This is a genomic window from Sporomusa sp. 246TCP1, from assembly GCF_057319775.1.
The window spans coordinates 578,457-596,637 of record NZ_CM170492.1 but is presented as its reverse complement, the minus strand read 5'-3'; the positions used below and the strand labels follow the sequence as shown (position 1 = coordinate 596,637).

Below are 18,181 nucleotides of genomic sequence, written 5' to 3'. Positions count from 1 at the left end.
TCTGGTGACATAACTTCAAGCCTGATCTATATTATCAGTATAGCATGCTTTAAGCAGCTATATTTTAAAGATTACTTAAAGTTTTGCTCAAAAGATTGCCCCCACCAAAGCTAATTTCATCGCTACGTTCACTATTCACTATGTTAAACGGCTTCATAAGCCTTCTCCAACTACCTAATTTGTGCTGCGAAAGTTGAGTTCCATAAATTTACATGAAAAAAAGAATAGTCGTCTAGAGCAATGTCATAATCTGCCTGTTCAAGGAAAGTTCCACCAGTCATTGCCCCAGCGTAAAAAGACGTTGCTGGGGTGATTTCTGGTTGGTTTAATGTGCAAATTAACATTATCTATTTATTACGTTTCTCGATTACCGCCGTACTTCCTTCAATAATTTATAAACTTTGTAATTTTTTTCTAACTATTTTTGCTATATTTTGTATCTGTCCATAATTGTGATAACCACTATCATAGGCTATCGCTATGATAAGCTCAGTACCTGGTACCACCATAACATTTAAGTGATGTATACTTCTATTATGACCCCTCATTACACTTATGCCAGGTTTACTTTCAATTAACGACATATTTTGAAAGGTTATAAAGTGGTCAAAGGCCGCATGCCTTAGCCTGGCCGCTTGCTGTATTTCTCCTAACGATAAATACGCATATTTTTGTATTTGGATAGTATCTGCCTGCAATTGCTGTACTTGATTGTTGCCACTTTCTCCGAATCTCCTGATTCTAATTGGTATCGTATTGATAAAATTACCTGCCATTTTTTCGATGCCAACTACTTCTTCCGCTCTTCCCGACAGGGTATAACCAAAGGTTACATCTTCTGTCCCATTCAGCTCCATTAGGCTGCTTCCCCATGCAGCCTGTACATAGGTGCTTAAGGTTATATCATGATTTTGGCAATATGTATTGATTCGGCGGAGTTCTACTTCATCTATAACCATTTTCTCTGTACATTGCCGACTAACTCCACTGGCTGTCCTTGGTATAATTGTCGCCTGCTTTGTTCCTCCCAGATATCTTCGCCAAAACTCCCGCGCCTGTTCTTTGTCCTGCCGCATTAACCATTCCGTATATTGATGATTCGACGGGGAACGTTCTATTCTTTCCTCTTTGCTCAATAGCTGACTCATTAGTATACTCATACTCCAAGCATCTAATATTGCATGGGAAAAACAAATCAACAGCAGCTGGCTGATTTCATTCAACTGTAATAATTTAACTCTAAATAATGGCGCCTTCGCAAAATCAAAACCCTGCTTTCTATCTAATGACTGCAATGTTTCTACATAGCTTTGCTGCGCTTTTTTACTAAAGCTGCTGATATCTTGATAAAAGAAATCAATGGTATCCGCTTTGTTTACAATCTGCATCGCTTGGCTTTCCTGCGAAAAATCAAACCAGGTTCTAAGCACTTCATGCGCGGCAGTTACTTTTCTCAGCCGTTCTTTCAGTTGCTGTGCATCTACAGGATTGGTTATTTTATACAGCATTTGTTCATGATAATACGCCTCTGAACTATTCTTTGCCAAATATACCATGCTTTTTTGCACACTGGTCATTGGATATGCATCGGCAATAGCAGCTTGATTATACATAAACTCTTCTGCCTTGCTTTCTGGTTCTATAGGCATTGCTTCTTGGCAACAAACGCAATGTGTAATTATTGCTTGCAATTGCTTGATAATAGTACTGCTTAATTGCTTTATAATTTCTTTTGGATATTCAGCCTGCTCATACCTTACAATAATTATCATTTGTTTTTGGACTATCACTGCATTGATCGTAATATCTGTACCCAAATGATTACGATCATCCACATCTTTGCCACATTGTATTTTATTTTCTAAAACAAATACCTGCCTGTCTGTTAAGTTTTCGCTTAGGTCTCCCAGGTAATTAAATGTTATGTCTGCCTGTTTTTCTTTTTTATCCGTTACCCACACCTTTTCCGGCCTGATCCCATAACCAATTCCATGCTTTGGAATCATTTCCAGTGTTTTTTTGACATTTTTTATATCTGACGCTACGTCGCTGCCAATATCTTGTATTATTACAGGATACAGACTCGTAAACCAACCAACTGTCCGGTCTATATCCAGCTTGGCATTTACTGTTTCGCGTCCATGTCCTTCTAAATTGATGCTAATTTGTTTCTGACCGGTTAGCTGGTTTATGCTTCGGCTTACAGCGCATAGCAATAAATCATTTATCTCTGTATTATAGGCCTTAGATGTTTGCAACAGTAATTGCTGCGTCTGTTTGTCTGATAGCTGCACCGTAATTGTGTTGATACCCTTTAGTCGTATTGGCTCCGGCTTAACTTCCTTTATTACTTTTTCCAGATTTTCTTTTAACCGTCCGGCTGCTGCTTGGCAATCTACGGCTTGCCAATACGCAGTTTCTTTTTGCAGGTTTTCACTTTGGCTATATTTTATAATTTCCCGGCTCCATTCTTGAAACGAGGTTGTCTTTGCCGGCAATTGTATTGTTTGATTGTTTATAGCTTGCTCATAAGCTCTATTAACATCTTCGATTATAATTCGCCATGATACTCCATCTACTACCAGATGATGTATCGCTATAAACAGCAGCTCCTTTTCCACGGTTCTTATGATAGCTGCTTTCACGATTTCTCCCTTTTCTAAATCCATACTTGCTTGCAGATCTGTACAAGCTTGGTTCACTTTTTGCTCCAAATCTTCCATATCCTGATAGCTTAGTTCCAGCAGTTCATAATATTTCTCGCCTGTTATTATTGGTCTAATCACTTGTTTCTTTTCTCTATATACTGCTCTTAACATATCGTGGTGCTCTGTTAACGCTTGCAATGCTTGTTGCACTCCACAGTAGCTGATTGGCTCATTACTTGTAAGCACGATCGATTGATTGAAATGATTTTCAACCGGTAAGTTTTGAGCAAAGAAATATCTTTGAATAAAAGTCAATGGAACTTCACCGCTTATTGGGTTATTATCAGCAACTACACTGTCAATATGGCTTACCTTGGCAGCGATTACCCGTATTGTTTTTCCTTGCATAATATCAGCTACCGTTACTTTCATTCCTTGTTGGCGCAGTAACGATGCTATGCGAATTGCTTTGATGGAGTCACCGCCAAGCGAGAAGAAACTATCATCAATCCCTACGCTTTCCAGCTGCAATAGCTTGGCCATTGTTTGCGCCAATACTGTTTCAATTTCATTTCTGGGCGCTGCATAGGTTACGGTAGCTGGCAACTGAACCAACGGCAATTCCTGGCGATTGATTTTCCCGTTTGGTGTTAACGGCAGTTTGTCAAGCTGCAGATACGCGGTTGGCACCATGTAATCAGTGAGCGTTTCTGCTAAGTAACGTTGCAGGTCCTCTGTATCAATTGCCCTATTAGCTGTAAAATACGCGCACAAGTGCCGCGTATCATTGATTTCTTTTACTTCGGCAACGGCTGACGTAATACCGGAATAGGCTGCTAGTTTGCTTTCAATTTCACCCAGTTCGATTCTAAACCCGCGCAGTTTTACCTGGTCATCGATTCTGCCGATGTATTCCAGGTTGCCGTCAGCTAACCATCTTACCAAATCTCCTGTCCGGTAGAGTTTTGCGTCTGCTTCGCTTCTTTGATACGGGTTATCCACAAAGACCTGATTTGTTACCTCTTCCTGGTACAAATAGCCTCTGGCTACCTGACTGCCGCTGACACATAATTCTCCTGCCGCGCCAATTGGCTGCAAATTTAAATGCTGATCCACAACATAGCAGCCTACATTAGCTACAGGTTTCCCAATCGGAATATTTTTATATAATTTGTCCACGCTAAAGGCGGTAGAGACAACCGTATTTTCCGTCGGTCCATATTCGTTAACAATTTCATATGGTACAGGTTCGTAATGCTTTAATTTTTCCCCGCCGATTGCCATCGCTCTTAGCGACTTAATATTTTGGCTGATTTGCATGAACATTTCTGCAAACTGGGTTGGGAAGATACTCAGGGTAATACACTTGGTTTCAATATATTCTTTGATTTTTTCGGGAGATAACCGTAGTTCTTCTGCCAGAATATGTACACTGGCTCCACTGATGAGGGCCGGAAAGAGTTCCCGTACCGAACCGTCAAAGCTTAAACTAAAATACGCGGATTGTGCATCGTTTTCGGTCATGACAAAGCGCTTTTTCGCCCACAGGGCAACATTCAGCAAGTTATGCTGTTCCAGCATAACTCCCTTGGGTTTTCCCGTAGAACCTGATGTGTAAATGACATAAGCCAGATCGTGCGGTTGATGGTTTACCTTTTGGTTAGTGCCGCTTTGTGTAAAATCAAAGGTCTCTAACGCGATAAATTTGTTAGCAAAGCCGGCAGCTTTTTCTCTATATTCTGCATGGCTAATTAGAACAAGAGCTTTACTGTCTGTCAGCATATGCTCGATCCTTGCCACTGGATACTCCGCATCAACTGGCAGATACGCACCTCCGGCTTTCATAATCGCCAATACGGCAATCATATATTCGACCGTTCGCGGCAGCATAACCGCAACAATGCTTTCGGTTTGCACACCCTGGCGGATTAGCTCCCCGGCAAGTACATCGGTTTTTTCACTTAGCTCCCGGTACGTCAGTGATATATTTTTATCAACTACCGCGATATTTTCCGGCGTTCTTGCCGCCTGTTCCTCAAATAGTACGATGTATGTCCTATCTTGAGGAATGGTAATATCTACGTTTTGGAAATCTTTCAATAAGCTTTCTTTTTCTTCCCGGGAAATAAAATCAATATTTTTAAGCTTTTCTTCCGGTTGACGAATTGCCGCCAAATAACTCTTGAAGTTTGTTAGCAGCCGCTCTATCGTTTCTGCTTTAAATAAAGCACTGCAATAATTCATATCCAAGCATAGGGTTTCTTCCTGATCCAAAATCGTCAGCGTCAGATCAAATTTACTTTGGTTATAGTCGACCGCAAACCGTTGCAGCGAAATGTCCTCATACTGAATTTTCTCATTTGCCGGCAAAAAATTAAATACAACATCAAACAGCGGATTGTGCGCCGCATCTGTTCTTATCCCCAGCTTTCTGACAAGCCTTTCGATAGGATAATCCTGATTTTCCTGCGCTTTTTGCATAATTTCTTTCACTTCACGCAGATATTCAGCAAAGGTTTTCTCACCGACCGGTTTTACGCGAATAGCCTGGATACTGACAAACATGCCGACCATACTTTTGGTATCAGGATGCACCCGTCCGGAAAATGGCACCCCGATAACAATATCTTCCTGCCTTGCATAACGGGCAATACAGGCCGCATAGGCTGCAAAGAGCACGGTAAATAACGTTGTCTTTTCTTTTTGGGCGATTTGTTGTAACGCCTGCGTCAAATCCCTGTCAATTTCAAACAAAATATCTCGGCCTGCATCACTGCGCACCAGTGATCTTGGCTCATCTGTTTCCAGCTCAAGTACCGGAATCTCATCTTTGTAGACCTCCAGCCAATAGGCATCTTGTTTTTCGAATAAGCCTTCTGCAATTCTGTCATCCTGCCACACAGCAAAATCTTTATAATCAACACGCTTTGCTTCCAGGGCTTCTCCATGATAGAGCTGCATCAATTCTTTCATCAATAAATCTACCGATAAGCCATCGATGATGATATGATGGGTATCTAAAAATACGATAGTGTCTTCCGGGCTGATTTCTATCAAGCCCAGCCTGAAAATACCTGGCTTGCTTAAATCAAATGGCTGTATCCACGACGCAATAATTTTCTTGGCCTGTTCTTCGTTTTCGGCCTGTTGCTGAAGAATCGTATATTGGATTTTATCAACAATGCCTTGCCGGACATTTCCTTTCTTTTCAAAAAAATAGGTACGCAGTCCCCGATGTCTTGCCACAATCTTTGCAAAGACTTGCTTAAATTTTTTTCGCGATAAATTCCCCAAAATACGATAGGTCATCGGAATATTATAGTTTGTTGCACTTCTTTCGCTATATCTTAAAATATACATCTGCCGCTGCGCCGGCGTTGTCGGATAGCTTTCTGGCGCAACCGGCAGCATTTCGGTTTCATCATTTTTTTCTAATAGTTCCAGCAGCAACTTCGGCGTAGTATACACAAATAAGTCGCTAATTTTTAGCTGTCTCTGCATTTTTTGATAGATTTTCAATTGCAGTTGAATAACCTTAAGCGATGTACCCCCAAGAGCAAAGAAATCATCATTCATGCCGACTCGCTTTACGCCCAAGGCTTCCTGCATTATTTTACAAAGCAGTTCTTCTTCTTTGGTCACTGGCGCTACGTATGCTGTTTGTAAATTTGCAAGGTCTGGTTTTGGCAATGCCTCTTTATCTATCTTGCCGTTCGGAGTGACCACAAAGGTTTCAACCTTGATAAATACTGCCGGTATCATGTACCGTACTAAACTTTTTGCCAGATAGGCTCTTAATTTTTCTATATCAACTGCCGCTTCACCCTGATAATACGCACAAAGATACTCATTAGCCGCAATGCTTTGCACCAGGACAACCGCACGTTTGATTCCACCAAAACTCTGTATGGCATTTTCAATTTCTCCCAGTTCAATCCTGAGACCATTCAATTTTACCAGGTCATCTACCCGGCCTTTGAAGGACAATCTGCCATCTTGCCGCCAGGCGGCAAAGTCACCAGTCTTATACATTCTTTTGCCTTGCCACATGACAAATTTCTCCGCCGTAAGTTCCGGACGGTTATAATAACCGCGGCCTACACCGGCTCCTGCAATGCATAATTCTCCGTATACACCAAGCGGTACTTCATTGTCATAGGCGTCTAAAATATGAATTTCCACATTACTAATTGGCCGGCCAATTGTCACCAGATCGCCGGTAACCTCATCATAGCTTGCCCCGATACAACATTCACTCGGCCCATAACCGTTCAGTATTTTGGCGGTTGTCAGGCTTCGTATTTGCGCCAGCAGCTTCGGCGTAAATACTTCTGCCGCTGATAACAATACTGTCAGGTTTCCTAACGCTTTTCTAAAGGTACCGTCTTCTAAAAATGCCAACAATCTGGACGGCGTAATTTGCAGTACATCCACTTTTTCCGCCAGCATCAAGTTTCCGAGTGCAATGGGGCTGCGAGTCTCCTCTTCATCCGCCAATACTAAAGTCAAGCCATTAGCAAGCGCCGGAAAAATTTCGCTCAGCGCGATATCAAAGGCAATGGTTCCAATCGTTACTGCTGTATGGCCAAGCTCAGCGATGGATTTTGTCAAAAGCTGCTTGGTTAATGGCTGACTAAAATTAACTGCATTTTTATGTTCGATCATAACGCCTTTGGGTTTTCCCGTGGAACCCGATGTATAAATCATATAACATAAATCTTCCGGCCGGATATTGCTGACCAAATCACTATGATTTTCTTCTGCCAATAACTCGGCAATATCGATATAATTGCCACTGGCAATTTTTTCTTTGTCGGCATCAGCTATCACAATATATTTTGCCTGGCTGTCTGTTAACACATGGGTAATCCGCTCTAGCGGATATTCCGGATCAATCGGCAGAAAAGCCGCACCGGCCTTCAATATACCAAATAAAGCACACAGCAAATTTGCCGTGCGCGGCAGCATAAAAGCAACAACATCTTCCCGGCCAATACCTCGTTTCTTTAAAGCCTTTGCAATCCGGTTTGTCTGTCTGTTCAGCTCAGCATATGTTAAGCTTATGTTGTTGCATTTCACGGCAATTCTATCCGGATATTTACCTACATTTTTTTTAAATAAATCTACAATTGTCAACTGCTCATCATATGCTTCCCGGGTATCATTAAACGTATGGAGCAGCTTCCTGTCTGTTTCATCCAGGACCCGGATGTTAGCTATCGTTACCGACGAGTCGGCAATTATTTCGCGTAACACCGCCAGATAGTGACGCGCGAATTGTTCCATCGTCGCTCTTTCAAACAAGGCTTTACTATATGTCAACTCGATATAATAAGACTTAGGCATTTTATTTACCCGGAAAGTAATATCGGAAACTGCCGGATCAACATCATCACGAACAAATTCCATTGATAACGCATCACTCTGCACTCCACCAATCGCCGGGATAAAATTAAATGCCACATCAAACAGGCTATTATGGGATGTATCGGTTGGTATCCCTAAAGTTTCCACTAGTTTTGCCAACGGATATTCTTGATTTTCGTTCATCAGTGCTTTCTTGGCATCAATTTCTTTGATGAAATTGTCAAGCGTTTTATTCGCAGACGGTTTCACTCGCCAGGGCAGATTATTGATAAACATGCCAATCGTTCTTGCATATTTTCGCTGCATACGTCCCGCAAAAGGCACGCCGATGACCATATCCTCTTTACCTGTATACCTGGACATTAACACACTATAGGCTGCTAACATCACAGAAAATGGCGTTGCCTTATTTTTTTTGGCAACTTGCTTGATTCCACTTGCCATCGCTTCATCCACATCAAAAACCATCCGGCGGCCCTCATGCTGTAAGATGGCAGGGCGAGGCAGATCTGTCGCCATATCCAAGGCCGGTACACCGTCTTGATATTCGGCAAGCCAGAACTTTTCCTGTTCTTCTAATAGACCGGATTTATGGCGTAAGGCTTCTTCCTCGGCAAAATCAATTGCCGTAACCTCTAATGGTTTTAACTCTTTTCCCGAATAAAAATCCAACGTTTCTTGAAACCATTCAATAACCCCGATGGTATCAGTGATCGAGTGATATACACAATAGAAAAAATACAGGTCATCTCCCCATTCAATTAAAGCAACTTTAAATAACGGTGCTTTGCTTACATCAAACGGCGTATTCAGCTTTGCTTTTAAGGCATATAATTCTTCCAGGGAATCGACCTTATATAAAGGAGTATCATAAGTAACTTTGGCCGCTATTTTTTGATAAATTTCTCCTTCTTGCTCTACAAAAAAGGCCCGCGTTTCAGGCTGTCTTTCAATCACAGCCTGATAAGCTTGCCAGAATTTTTCTATATCAATTGGGGCTTCACTATGTAATTTGAACAACCCCCACAAATTATACACTAGTGAGTCTGAAAGCAGTTGTCTTTCTAACACCATAGCTTTTTGTGATTTATTCACTGAATATAGAGTATCTTCTTTATACATTGTTGCCACCTCTGCTCTCTGTAAAATTTATCTCGTTTTAAAAAGGAAGTAAGCAGCCATCCCTAATATTAAAAAAGCAACTCCATTCATAAATATAACATTCTTAATTCCCAAAGAATCACTCAGAATTCCCGTCAGCGCCAAAGCAACCGGTGCAACGAGCAGTGCTCCCATCATACCCAAAGAAAAAATCCTGCCTTTGATTGCATCCGGAATGATTTTTTGCATTTTAGCCATAACTACAGCATTTGTCACACTGATACTCGATCCCATTAAAAATAGCGCAATACAAATAAAATAAAACTCTTTACTTTGTGAAATTGCCAGCAAAACACCGCTGTTTAGCAACATAGTAAAGGGTAATATCCGCTGCAAAGAAAATTCTCTTTGCCAACTTCCTAATATTCCACTCATAAAAACCGCCCCTAATGCCAAACTAAGTTCCAAAAGTGACATATCAAATGCAGTTCCATTAAAAACCTCTATTGTAAGAATCGGAATAGCAATCATAATTGGTGACATAAAAAAATTTGCTACGCAAAAAATGGCAACTAACCGTAGAACCAAAGTATTTTGCGTAAAATAATGGAATCCTTCTTTGATATCTTTCCACATACTTTGTTGTGTTTCTGGTTTAACTTGCTCTACGTGTAAATTACTTTTTATACGCAGTAAGCATAAAATTGCGATACCATAAGCTGCCGCATTCACATAAAAGGCTCCTATTACACCCGCAAGCATAATAAATGCCCCTGCCGCAGTCGAGCCAACTGCCTGTCCAATAAAAAGAATTCCGCCATCCATCGCAACCGCTTTCGCTATATCATCTTTATGCACAACTAATGGAAGACTGCTTGTTGAAGCTGCCATCATTAACGGTAAAAAACTGGCTATACAAAAATGAAACACCCATAAAGAAAGTAAATGCTGTTCTACCCAAGGAAAAACTAAAATTAACCCAGCTACAATAAACATTGGTATTATCGCAGCTGCAAGCATACATTGCTTTTTATTATATCTGTCTGCATAAACACCCATAACCGGACCAAATACAATCCGCGCTACAGTCGCTGCCCCCATAATAAAACCTAATAAACTATTGCTATTTTCTACCGGGCTATGCAGTACCCACCAGGAAACCGCTATCAAAAAGAAGCGTTCCCCAATATTGCTGACTAGTTTTGCAAGATAAATTCGGCGAAAGTCGGCAAAAACAAATACCGGATTCTGAAAAAACAAAGCATCACCTTTTTTCATTTTTTGATTTTTACTCCTTACATGAAATAAATGGAAATTTAATTCAAGAGCTATCTCAAACGATATAATACGCTCTTTCACTTCTTACGTAATACATTTCGGTAAAAATTCCTTGATATCCTTTTTTTGCATTAATACAAAAGGTAGTAACTCAAAACTAAGCTACTACCTTTTTCACGTTTGCATATTGATCTTGAATTTAATCCAAAAAATGCCCGGATTTAAATGTGCTTCAAGCGGACCTAAATGAGTTCCACCTATCCAACCTGCTAAACGGGTTTGCCCGGTTATTTCAAAACCTCTCTGTAGTGTATTGACTAATCCAGAATGACTGCACCCGCCGATAACTACTAATCCTTTATCGCTAGCATAGTAAAGGGATGTATCGTCTGGAATATCATCCTGGCAGTCACAGCCGTTTTCAGCACAAACAACCAGCTTAGTGTCACCTTTCTCAAAGTTTGTTTTTCTGGGCATACTGCCACTAAACCATAAATTTGGTGCTATTTCAAGTGGATCATTTGTTAATTTCCAATTAGCCTCAAGACAAATACTTTCTTCTTTCTCAAAAGAAATTCCAATGTGTTCTCGTCCCCCACCCGCGAGCGAATAACGCACCCCAAATATCTGGCTATGAGCATAAATGGGCATGGGTTTACGCCGATGCCTCAGAATATGCGGTATACCTCCGGTATGATCGTAATGCCCGTGACTAATCGCAATCGCATCTAGCTGAAGCGGATGAACGCCGAGCAGGCTTAAGTTATGGACAACAGCAGATGATTGTCCCGCATCAAGCAGAAGTTTAAATGAGCCCATTTCTAGCAAAAACGATAGACCATGCTCACCTAAAAAAGGTTTCGAGGCACTAATAGGGACTGAATTATCGACAACCACAGTTACTTTCATTAGGGTTACCTCCTACACAAGTTGAGTTTAGCTGACAAACTGACTGAAGATTAACAGTGTAATAAGTCCAACTACAGATGCTATTTAATTAGCCATAAATTCTTTTCCAATCACATCTTATCCTTTATAATAATGATAGGGTTCATCGGAATGTCAATATTATGGATAGAGATAGGATTATCATTGCTACCGGTCATCCGCACCGTTATAAGACACTGCATAAAGGAGCAAAGGATGTTATAGAAACTAGTACTATTATCGAAATATACCCAAACCAATTGTTTCTTTATCCTGGTGCTTTACAGGGGGTTAACCTACCTATTATATTTGATGAACAAATAGTAGGGGTTGTTGGTGTATTCGGGCATCCCGATAATGCAACCTAAATATAAATGCTACCGCCCAAATTCTTCACATTCACCGCAATACCTTGCTTTACAGATTAAGCCGACTTGAAGCTGAAACCGGACTAGCGCCATGCCATTCTATAGATGATATGATATTATGCCGCCTTTTGTTGCAGCTTGTGGGTCAAAGTAGCGTATTACCATAAACAAAATGTATCGAACGGTTAAAGAAGCAATTAGAGATTTAGGTGGAAAGTCTACTCCACCTGAATTAACGCCGCCTGTAGAGGCGGGAGTCTTGACTCGCGTACTAAGATCAAACATTGTATGAAAAAATGTTAAATACGAGTAGGAGGTAGAGCGGTATGATTATTGCGATTGAAGATCAAGCTATAATATATATTATGCGTAAACTAGAACAGCCGATCATTAGCATTAGTATTGAGGAACGCCCTAGGTTTGTTTGAAGCAGCGGCAACTGCGGGGCAACGCCCCATGCCCTGTCCGTGCGACTGGGAGTTACTGAAACAACAAGGAATTATGAGCAAACAGAGATTGACGGAGTTAAGGTCTTTTATCAAGCCGCAGTTGAGTCAAGCTTTAAAAAAGTGACAGTGAAGGTTGAAAAAGTATTGATCTTCAAGACTTTGGTCGCAGTAGGTAAAAAATAAGTAAGTTAACTATGACGAAAAATAAAAATACCCAAGTGGGGTTTCACGTTCAGCCCACTTGGGTTTTTAATTTTTATATAACTGATTTTCGCTGCTTCATCTCTGGGACGACACATGATTTTACAGTAACACTCTTCCTTGTTCCCCATATTATATAGCAGAGGGTTAGAATTTAGGTGTTAGCTGACGCTAACCATTTTTTCGCACTGGATGTTAGCTGCTGCTAACCTTTATTTATCCACTTATGTTAGTCGAAACTAACATAGTAGGTACGGTACTCATTTCAGCAAATAGCAAGGAGGTTATAGTATGCATACCCCTGAAAAATTATCTTCTTTGGCAGACCTTACGGTCGGCACTACCTGTAGAATATCGTCAGTAGAACTTCATGGGTTACTCAGAAGACGGGTTCTGGACTTAGGCATGGTACCAGGAACGCAAGTAGAGTGCATCCGTAAAAGTCCAGTTGGTGACCCTATTGCGTTTCGCGTGCGGAATACGACCATTGCACTGCGCAGCGATGACGCTAGCTTAATTAAAGTATACCCTATGTAAAATATGGAGGCGAATGACATTGAATATGCAAGTAGAAAACCGTGGCCGAGTACTGCGGGAACATTTTGGTATACCCGCTGCGCCGGGGCAATATGTAATCGCTCTGGCCGGGAACCCTAATGTTGGCAAAAGCACTGTCTTTAACTCCTTAACAGGTTTGCGCCAACACACCGGCAACTGGCCGGGCAAGACGGTAGATAACGCTCAGGGTACTTTTACTTATCGGAAGAAGCCTTTTCTACTGGTTGACCTGCCGGGAACCTATTCAATACTGGCACACACTGTGGAAGAACAAGTAGCTCGCGATTTTATCTGCTTTGGTCAGCCGGATGCGACTCTCGTAGTGTTAGATGCCACCTGCCTGGAACGCAATTTAAACCTGGCTCTGCAGGTGATGGAGATTACTCCAAATGTCATTGTTTGTGTCAATCTCATAGATGAAGCCAAAAAAAAGAATATCGCAATTGACGTTCCGTCCTTGGAAAAGGAACTCGACGTTCCCGTCGTGGCCACGGCTGCACGTAGAGGAGAGGGATTAGATACACTCCGGGAAACGCTCTATCAAGTCAGCACAGGGGTGCGAAAAAGCAGACCACGGCAGCTTGTCTATTCACCAACCGTAGAAGAAGCCATTGAGCAGCTTATGCCTTCGGTTCAACGCCTTATTGACCACAAACTCAATCCCCGATGGGTGGCTCTCCGCTTATTAGATGGAGATAAGGCCTTTATTGAAAGTATCAGCCGTCATTTAGAACTCCAACTAAATCCAAAAGCATTGCAGGAGGTAGCAGTCCTATGAGTGGAACACTTAAACCTATGACAACGCTAGCTAATATCTGTACTGAGGCGGATAAAATTCGCTTCAGTTCGGATAACACATTGGGAGACACTATTGTCTCTGACATCTATGCTAATGCAGAGCAGATTGCACGCAAAGTGGTTACTCATAAGAAACAGGAGCAATCCTCCTCCTGGGACACCCGGCTGGATGATATCCTCACCTCTCGCCTGTTTGGCTACCCGATTATGCTGGCCCTATTAGGCACCATCTTCTGGCTAACCATTGAAGGAGCTAATGTGCCTTCCAGTATCATCGCCGATGTACTGTTCGCCTTTCAAGACCAGCTCACCGAATGGTTTACACTAGCAGGGGCTCCTGTCTGGCTGCATGGAGTTCTGGTTTTAGGGCTTTATCGGGCTCTGGCCTGGGTTGTATCGGTCATGTTGCCGCCTATGGCCATCTTCTTTCCGCTGTTTACCTTGTTGGAAGACCTCGGCTATTTGCCGCGAGTGGCCTTTAACATGGATCATCTCTTCAAAAGCTGCAAGGCTTGCGGCAAGCAAGCATTGACGATGTGTATGGGGTTTGGCTGTAATGCAGCCGGTATCGTGTCCTGCCGAATTATTGATTCGCCGCGTGAACGGCTCATCGCTTTGCTTACCAACAACTTTGTTCCCTGTAATGGGCGTTTTCCCACCCTGATCGCGATAGCTAGCATTTTTGTTGGCGGTGCATTCGCGGCAGAATATGAAACAGTTGTTGCCTCGCTGGTCATCACGACCATCGTCTTACTCGGTATCGCCACTACCTTCGCAGTATCCTGGCTGCTATCTCATACCATCTTAAAGGGTGAACCTTCTTCTCTGGTATTAGAACTGCCGCCTTACCGTCCGCCGCAGATTAGCGCGATTATCTATCGCTCGCTGATTGACCGCACGCTTTTTGTATTAAAGCGGGCAGTAGTGATGGCAGCTCCCGCCGGTGCCATCACCTGGATACTTGGTAATGTTTACATAGGAAACCTGAGTATCCTTGGCCATCTTGGCGGCTGGCTGCAGCCGCTTGGCTATGCTCTCGGACTGGATGGGGTCATTCTCCTAGCCTTTATCTTAGGTCTGCCCGCTAATGAGATTGTTGTGCCCATCCTGCTTATGAGTTATCTGTCCACAGGTCAAATGATTGAGCTTAATAGCTTGGATGAACTCCGGCAAGTTTTACTTGACCACGGCTGGACCTGGCTCACTGCCGTCTGTTCGATGCTCTTTTGTCTGTTGCACTGGCCGTGTACGACCACACTGCTTTCCGCATACAAGGAATCAGGAAGCATTAAGTGGACTTTCCTCTCTTTCCTTATCCCGACCCTTATCGCTTTTGCTGTCTGTTTTGTCGTAGCACAAACGGCCAGAGGCCTCGGTCTTGCCTAAAAGCTAACAGGGGCACCCGCCCCTGTTTATCTCTCCTTATTTTTCCGCTTGTTTTCCTGGACGTAATCAACAAACCGCTGATAGATTGCCGGATGTTCTTTCATGAAGACCGTGAAACGTTGTATCGACACAATGGTTGATTTCGATAAGTAATGCTCCATCGCTTCGGCTTCTGCAGCAACATCACAATCAGCACAAATTGTCCTGAGAAACTCCTGTAAAAGCGTATTTCTTTCTACAAGGTACCCACCTGTCTGTCTGCCCTTGTCGGTCAGCCCGATCACACCATACTTCTGATAGGTAATATAGCCGCCGGCACGAAGTTTCCCCATTGCTTTGGTTACCGAGGGCAGTTTGACATTTAGTTTTTGGCTGATGTCCGTAACTCGTACTATATCGTGACTGACTGAAAACCTGTAGATTTCCTCTAAATAATCTTCCAGGCTAGGCGACAGCATAGGTTCACCCCCAAATCACCCAATCGTCACTGACGCTTGTGAATATCATTCTCATTTGTTCTTAAAGCCTATTACATTTCTATGCAGCATATCGTGTTTTATGTCTAGTGGAAGAGAAAAAAATGCACTTGCGCCATCATGTTACTATTAATCCAATAATTAATGTAATCTTCATCAGTCCAAAGTACACTGGATATGTATTCCTGTTTGCATTAGATTCTCAACAGACCTTTATCCTTAAGTCCTTTCACAACACCAACTGTCGATTCGCTTCTATCCATAGTATAGAAATGTAATCCGCTGACTCCTTCTTTAATAAGCTCTTCGCATTGATTACTCGCATATTTTATTCCAAAATTAATAAGCGCCTTAGTATCCCCTTCAGGCAGTTCCGCAATACCCTTGCGCAATTTATCTGGTATATTGGCTCCACAGTTTACTGCCAACATTTCCATCATCTTGATACTATAAACTGACATTATTCCTGGCAAAATAGGAATTGTAATGCCACTTTTCCGACAACGTTCCACAAAATTCAGGAAATAAGCATTGTCATAGAAATATTGTGTAATAATGAACTCGGCGCCTTGATCAACCTTATGTTTAAGATTTTCAATATCCTTATCCAAACTTGGCGCTTCAATATGGCCCTCGGGATATCCGGCAACCCCCAGACAAAAGTTATAATTCTGACGAATAAACGCTGTAAGCTCTGAAGCATACCTGAAACTGTCTGCCGGAACCTGATTAGTGGGTGTATTTTTGGGCGGATCTCCACGCAAAGAAAAGATATTCTCGATACCAAGATCCTTATAATGATCTAAAACAGTAGTTATCTCGTTCTTTCTCAAAGCAAAAGCTGCCAAATAAGCGATAAGTTCTTGTTTTTTTTCCTTTTTAAACTTTTTTACCAATTCATATGATCCATCTTTCGTAGAGCCTCCAGCCCCAAAAGTTACCGTAACAAAATCCGGCTTTAATTCGAGCAACTCATCAATAGTTTTGTTAAACTTTTCAGCCAATTCTTCTGTTCTGGCAGGAAAAAACTCAAAAGAAATAACCGGCTTTCCTTTTTTAAAAATTTCTGTTATTTTCATAATCAGTCTCCTTTTATTTACTTAATCTAGGTATTATTGTTTCATTAAATACACTTATCCCTTGATACGTTGGCAAATATCTTCAATCAGTTCGGGAGTTATCGTAGTTTTGCCCTTTTCCAGCCCCATTTCTGTCAACAAATAGTACTTGGCAGAAATCCCCGCATTCTCCATGACTTTGCGTGCACAAGCCGTGGGACAGCCATCAATCACGATGAGTTCATCCATCTTCTGTGCCGCTTCAATAAATGGTTTCAGATTAGCGGCGATCCCAGTAATGCAGCTCATGGGAGTTTTTGCAAATCCTTCCCGCCGCAATTTCCGACAAACTTGATCCGTCACTTCCCCTACATCCGCAGCGCCAGCGCAAGGATATACATATCTTGATACCGTTTTTTCTCCATTCATACAATTTGTTCCACCTTTCGTATTTATCATTATTTTTCGCCCATACATTTTGTTAAATCTTCTACAAATAACAAATATCCGACACTCAATTAACTACTATTCACTACCTGCTTTCACGCCATAACAGCAGTGTTTTCCAACAAACCAAGGTGCATGGCCCATTAAAATCCCCATAGTACCCCCTTATTTATGAACTATATTTCATTACCAATGTATACTGTTTTTTGGAAAATGTCAAGATGATGAAGCGGTGGTGTTAAGAATCTTCATTTCTTTCATACGTTTATAAGTGAATCATTACATCGCATATGCCGCATAAAAATTGGGGGTCTGGTTTGCAAACCCTATTTAACCGCACTATTCCCTATTTGGATAAAACGGACAATCACTATGTATACACATATTATTGTTAATAAACTGAGAACACTCGTATCTACGCTCTCCAAAATCGTTAAAAAATCTGAAATTCTTTTTGGCAGTCTCAATAGCAATCATGGAATCTCTTTTGCAACATCGGGGACCACCAAACTTACTAATAGCCATCAGTGCATGTGCCGTCATCCGGTTTGCTTCTCCCCGATCCTCTTTTGAGTACGGGGTAACTTTTTGGATAACCGAATACGCAATCCCCACACCGATGCATGCCCCGCACGTTCCATGAGTACCACATATTCCACCAAATATTGCCTTTCCCCGCAAAATGGCCTCTTTGATGGCTGGAATATCTTTTTTATTTATACTATTCCCATAGGCGGAAACTAAAACAGCCGGTACAATGCTGTGATATTCCGGTCCGTGCATATGTAGCTTCTTCAAATCAAAAATACATAATGCCAGTTCAACCGGGTCGGTTAAATCAGAGTCAATGCAAATTTGCTCAACAATCTCCAATACATCTTTTCGGTGGCATTCATCGCATACATAGTGACCGTCAAGGCAAAAAACGTTAGTGATATCTTCTTTTCCGCAGTAAAAGCAATTCGCTCGGACAGATATTTCAGGGAAATAACACAACTCTCGGCCGCATACCATGCAGCCGGAAATATGATCTGCATTTGAACAACAGTTATTATCATGATCCATTTACTTCACCTACACATTATCGAATTTCCAAACCCTAACAAACACAGGGCTGAT

The 18,181-nt window shown here is 41.8% G+C and carries 12 protein-coding genes; 5 read left to right on the top strand and 7 right to left on the bottom strand.

What is annotated here, in order from left to right:
• Positions 1-392: 392 nt before the first annotated feature.
• The 3 genes from AC1ECB_RS02880 to AC1ECB_RS02870 form a co-directional block, all read right to left on the bottom strand.
• The gene (locus AC1ECB_RS02880) at positions 393-9,137 is read right to left on the bottom strand and encodes an amino acid adenylation domain-containing protein (RefSeq protein ID WP_485667374.1); all 8,745 of its coding nucleotides are present in this window, start codon (positions 9,135-9,137) and stop codon (positions 393-395) included.
• A 27-nt stretch (positions 9,138-9,164) separates the two neighbouring features.
• Positions 9,165-10,394 (bottom strand): MFS transporter, encoded by a 1,230-nt coding sequence (locus AC1ECB_RS02875; RefSeq protein ID WP_485667373.1) that lies wholly within the window; start codon positions 10,392-10,394, stop codon positions 9,165-9,167.
• Positions 10,395-10,568: 174 nt separating this feature from the next.
• The gene (locus AC1ECB_RS02870) at positions 10,569-11,303 is read right to left on the bottom strand and encodes an MBL fold metallo-hydrolase (protein WP_485667372.1); all 735 of its coding nucleotides are present in this window, start codon (positions 11,301-11,303) and stop codon (positions 10,569-10,571) included.
• A gap of 98 nt (positions 11,304-11,401) precedes the next feature.
• Between AC1ECB_RS02870 and AC1ECB_RS02865 the strand changes: the two genes are divergently transcribed.
• The 5 genes from AC1ECB_RS02865 to AC1ECB_RS02845 all read left to right on the top strand — a co-directional run bounded on the left by AC1ECB_RS02865 (position 11,402) and on the right by AC1ECB_RS02845 (position 15,081).
• A complete protein-coding gene (locus AC1ECB_RS02865) occupies positions 11,402-11,689 on the top strand; it encodes a sugar diacid recognition domain-containing protein (protein WP_485669265.1) in 288 nt (95 codons plus the stop codon).
• 2 nt (positions 11,690-11,691) lie between these two features.
• Positions 11,692-11,856, top strand: a complete 165-nt coding sequence (locus AC1ECB_RS02860; RefSeq protein WP_485669264.1) for a helix-turn-helix domain-containing protein — start codon at positions 11,692-11,694, stop codon at positions 11,854-11,856.
• A 774-nt stretch (positions 11,857-12,630) separates the two neighbouring features.
• Entirely contained in the window at positions 12,631-12,876 is a 246-nt protein-coding gene (locus tag AC1ECB_RS02855; protein ID WP_485667371.1) for a FeoA family protein, read from the top strand.
• Positions 12,877-12,901: 25 nt separating this feature from the next.
• Positions 12,902-13,675 (top strand): FeoB small GTPase domain-containing protein, encoded by a 774-nt coding sequence (locus AC1ECB_RS02850; protein WP_485669263.1) that lies wholly within the window; start codon positions 12,902-12,904, stop codon positions 13,673-13,675.
• Complete coding sequence (locus tag AC1ECB_RS02845; protein WP_485667370.1) at positions 13,672-15,081, top strand: nucleoside recognition domain-containing protein; 1,410 nt, start codon at positions 13,672-13,674, stop codon at positions 15,079-15,081. The genes AC1ECB_RS02850 and AC1ECB_RS02845 overlap by 4 nt, the downstream gene beginning before the upstream one ends.
• Before the next feature lie 26 nt (positions 15,082-15,107).
• Here AC1ECB_RS02845 and AC1ECB_RS02840 read toward each other — a convergent pair whose 3' ends face one another.
• The 4 genes from AC1ECB_RS02840 to AC1ECB_RS02825 form a co-directional block, all read right to left on the bottom strand.
• Positions 15,108-15,539, bottom strand: a complete 432-nt coding sequence (locus tag AC1ECB_RS02840; RefSeq protein ID WP_485667369.1) for a metal-dependent transcriptional regulator — start codon at positions 15,537-15,539, stop codon at positions 15,108-15,110.
• 212 nt (positions 15,540-15,751) lie between these two features.
• Complete coding sequence (gene metF, locus AC1ECB_RS02835; RefSeq protein ID WP_485667368.1) at positions 15,752-16,636, bottom strand: methylenetetrahydrofolate reductase [NAD(P)H]; 885 nt, start codon at positions 16,634-16,636, stop codon at positions 15,752-15,754.
• 54 nt (positions 16,637-16,690) lie between these two features.
• Positions 16,691-17,044, bottom strand: a complete 354-nt coding sequence (locus AC1ECB_RS02830; RefSeq protein ID WP_485667367.1) for a putative zinc-binding protein — start codon at positions 17,042-17,044, stop codon at positions 16,691-16,693.
• A 357-nt stretch (positions 17,045-17,401) separates the two neighbouring features.
• Positions 17,402-18,127 (bottom strand): DUF5714 domain-containing protein, encoded by a 726-nt coding sequence (locus tag AC1ECB_RS02825; protein WP_485667366.1) that lies wholly within the window; start codon positions 18,125-18,127, stop codon positions 17,402-17,404.
• Positions 18,128-18,181: the final 54 nt, after the last annotated feature.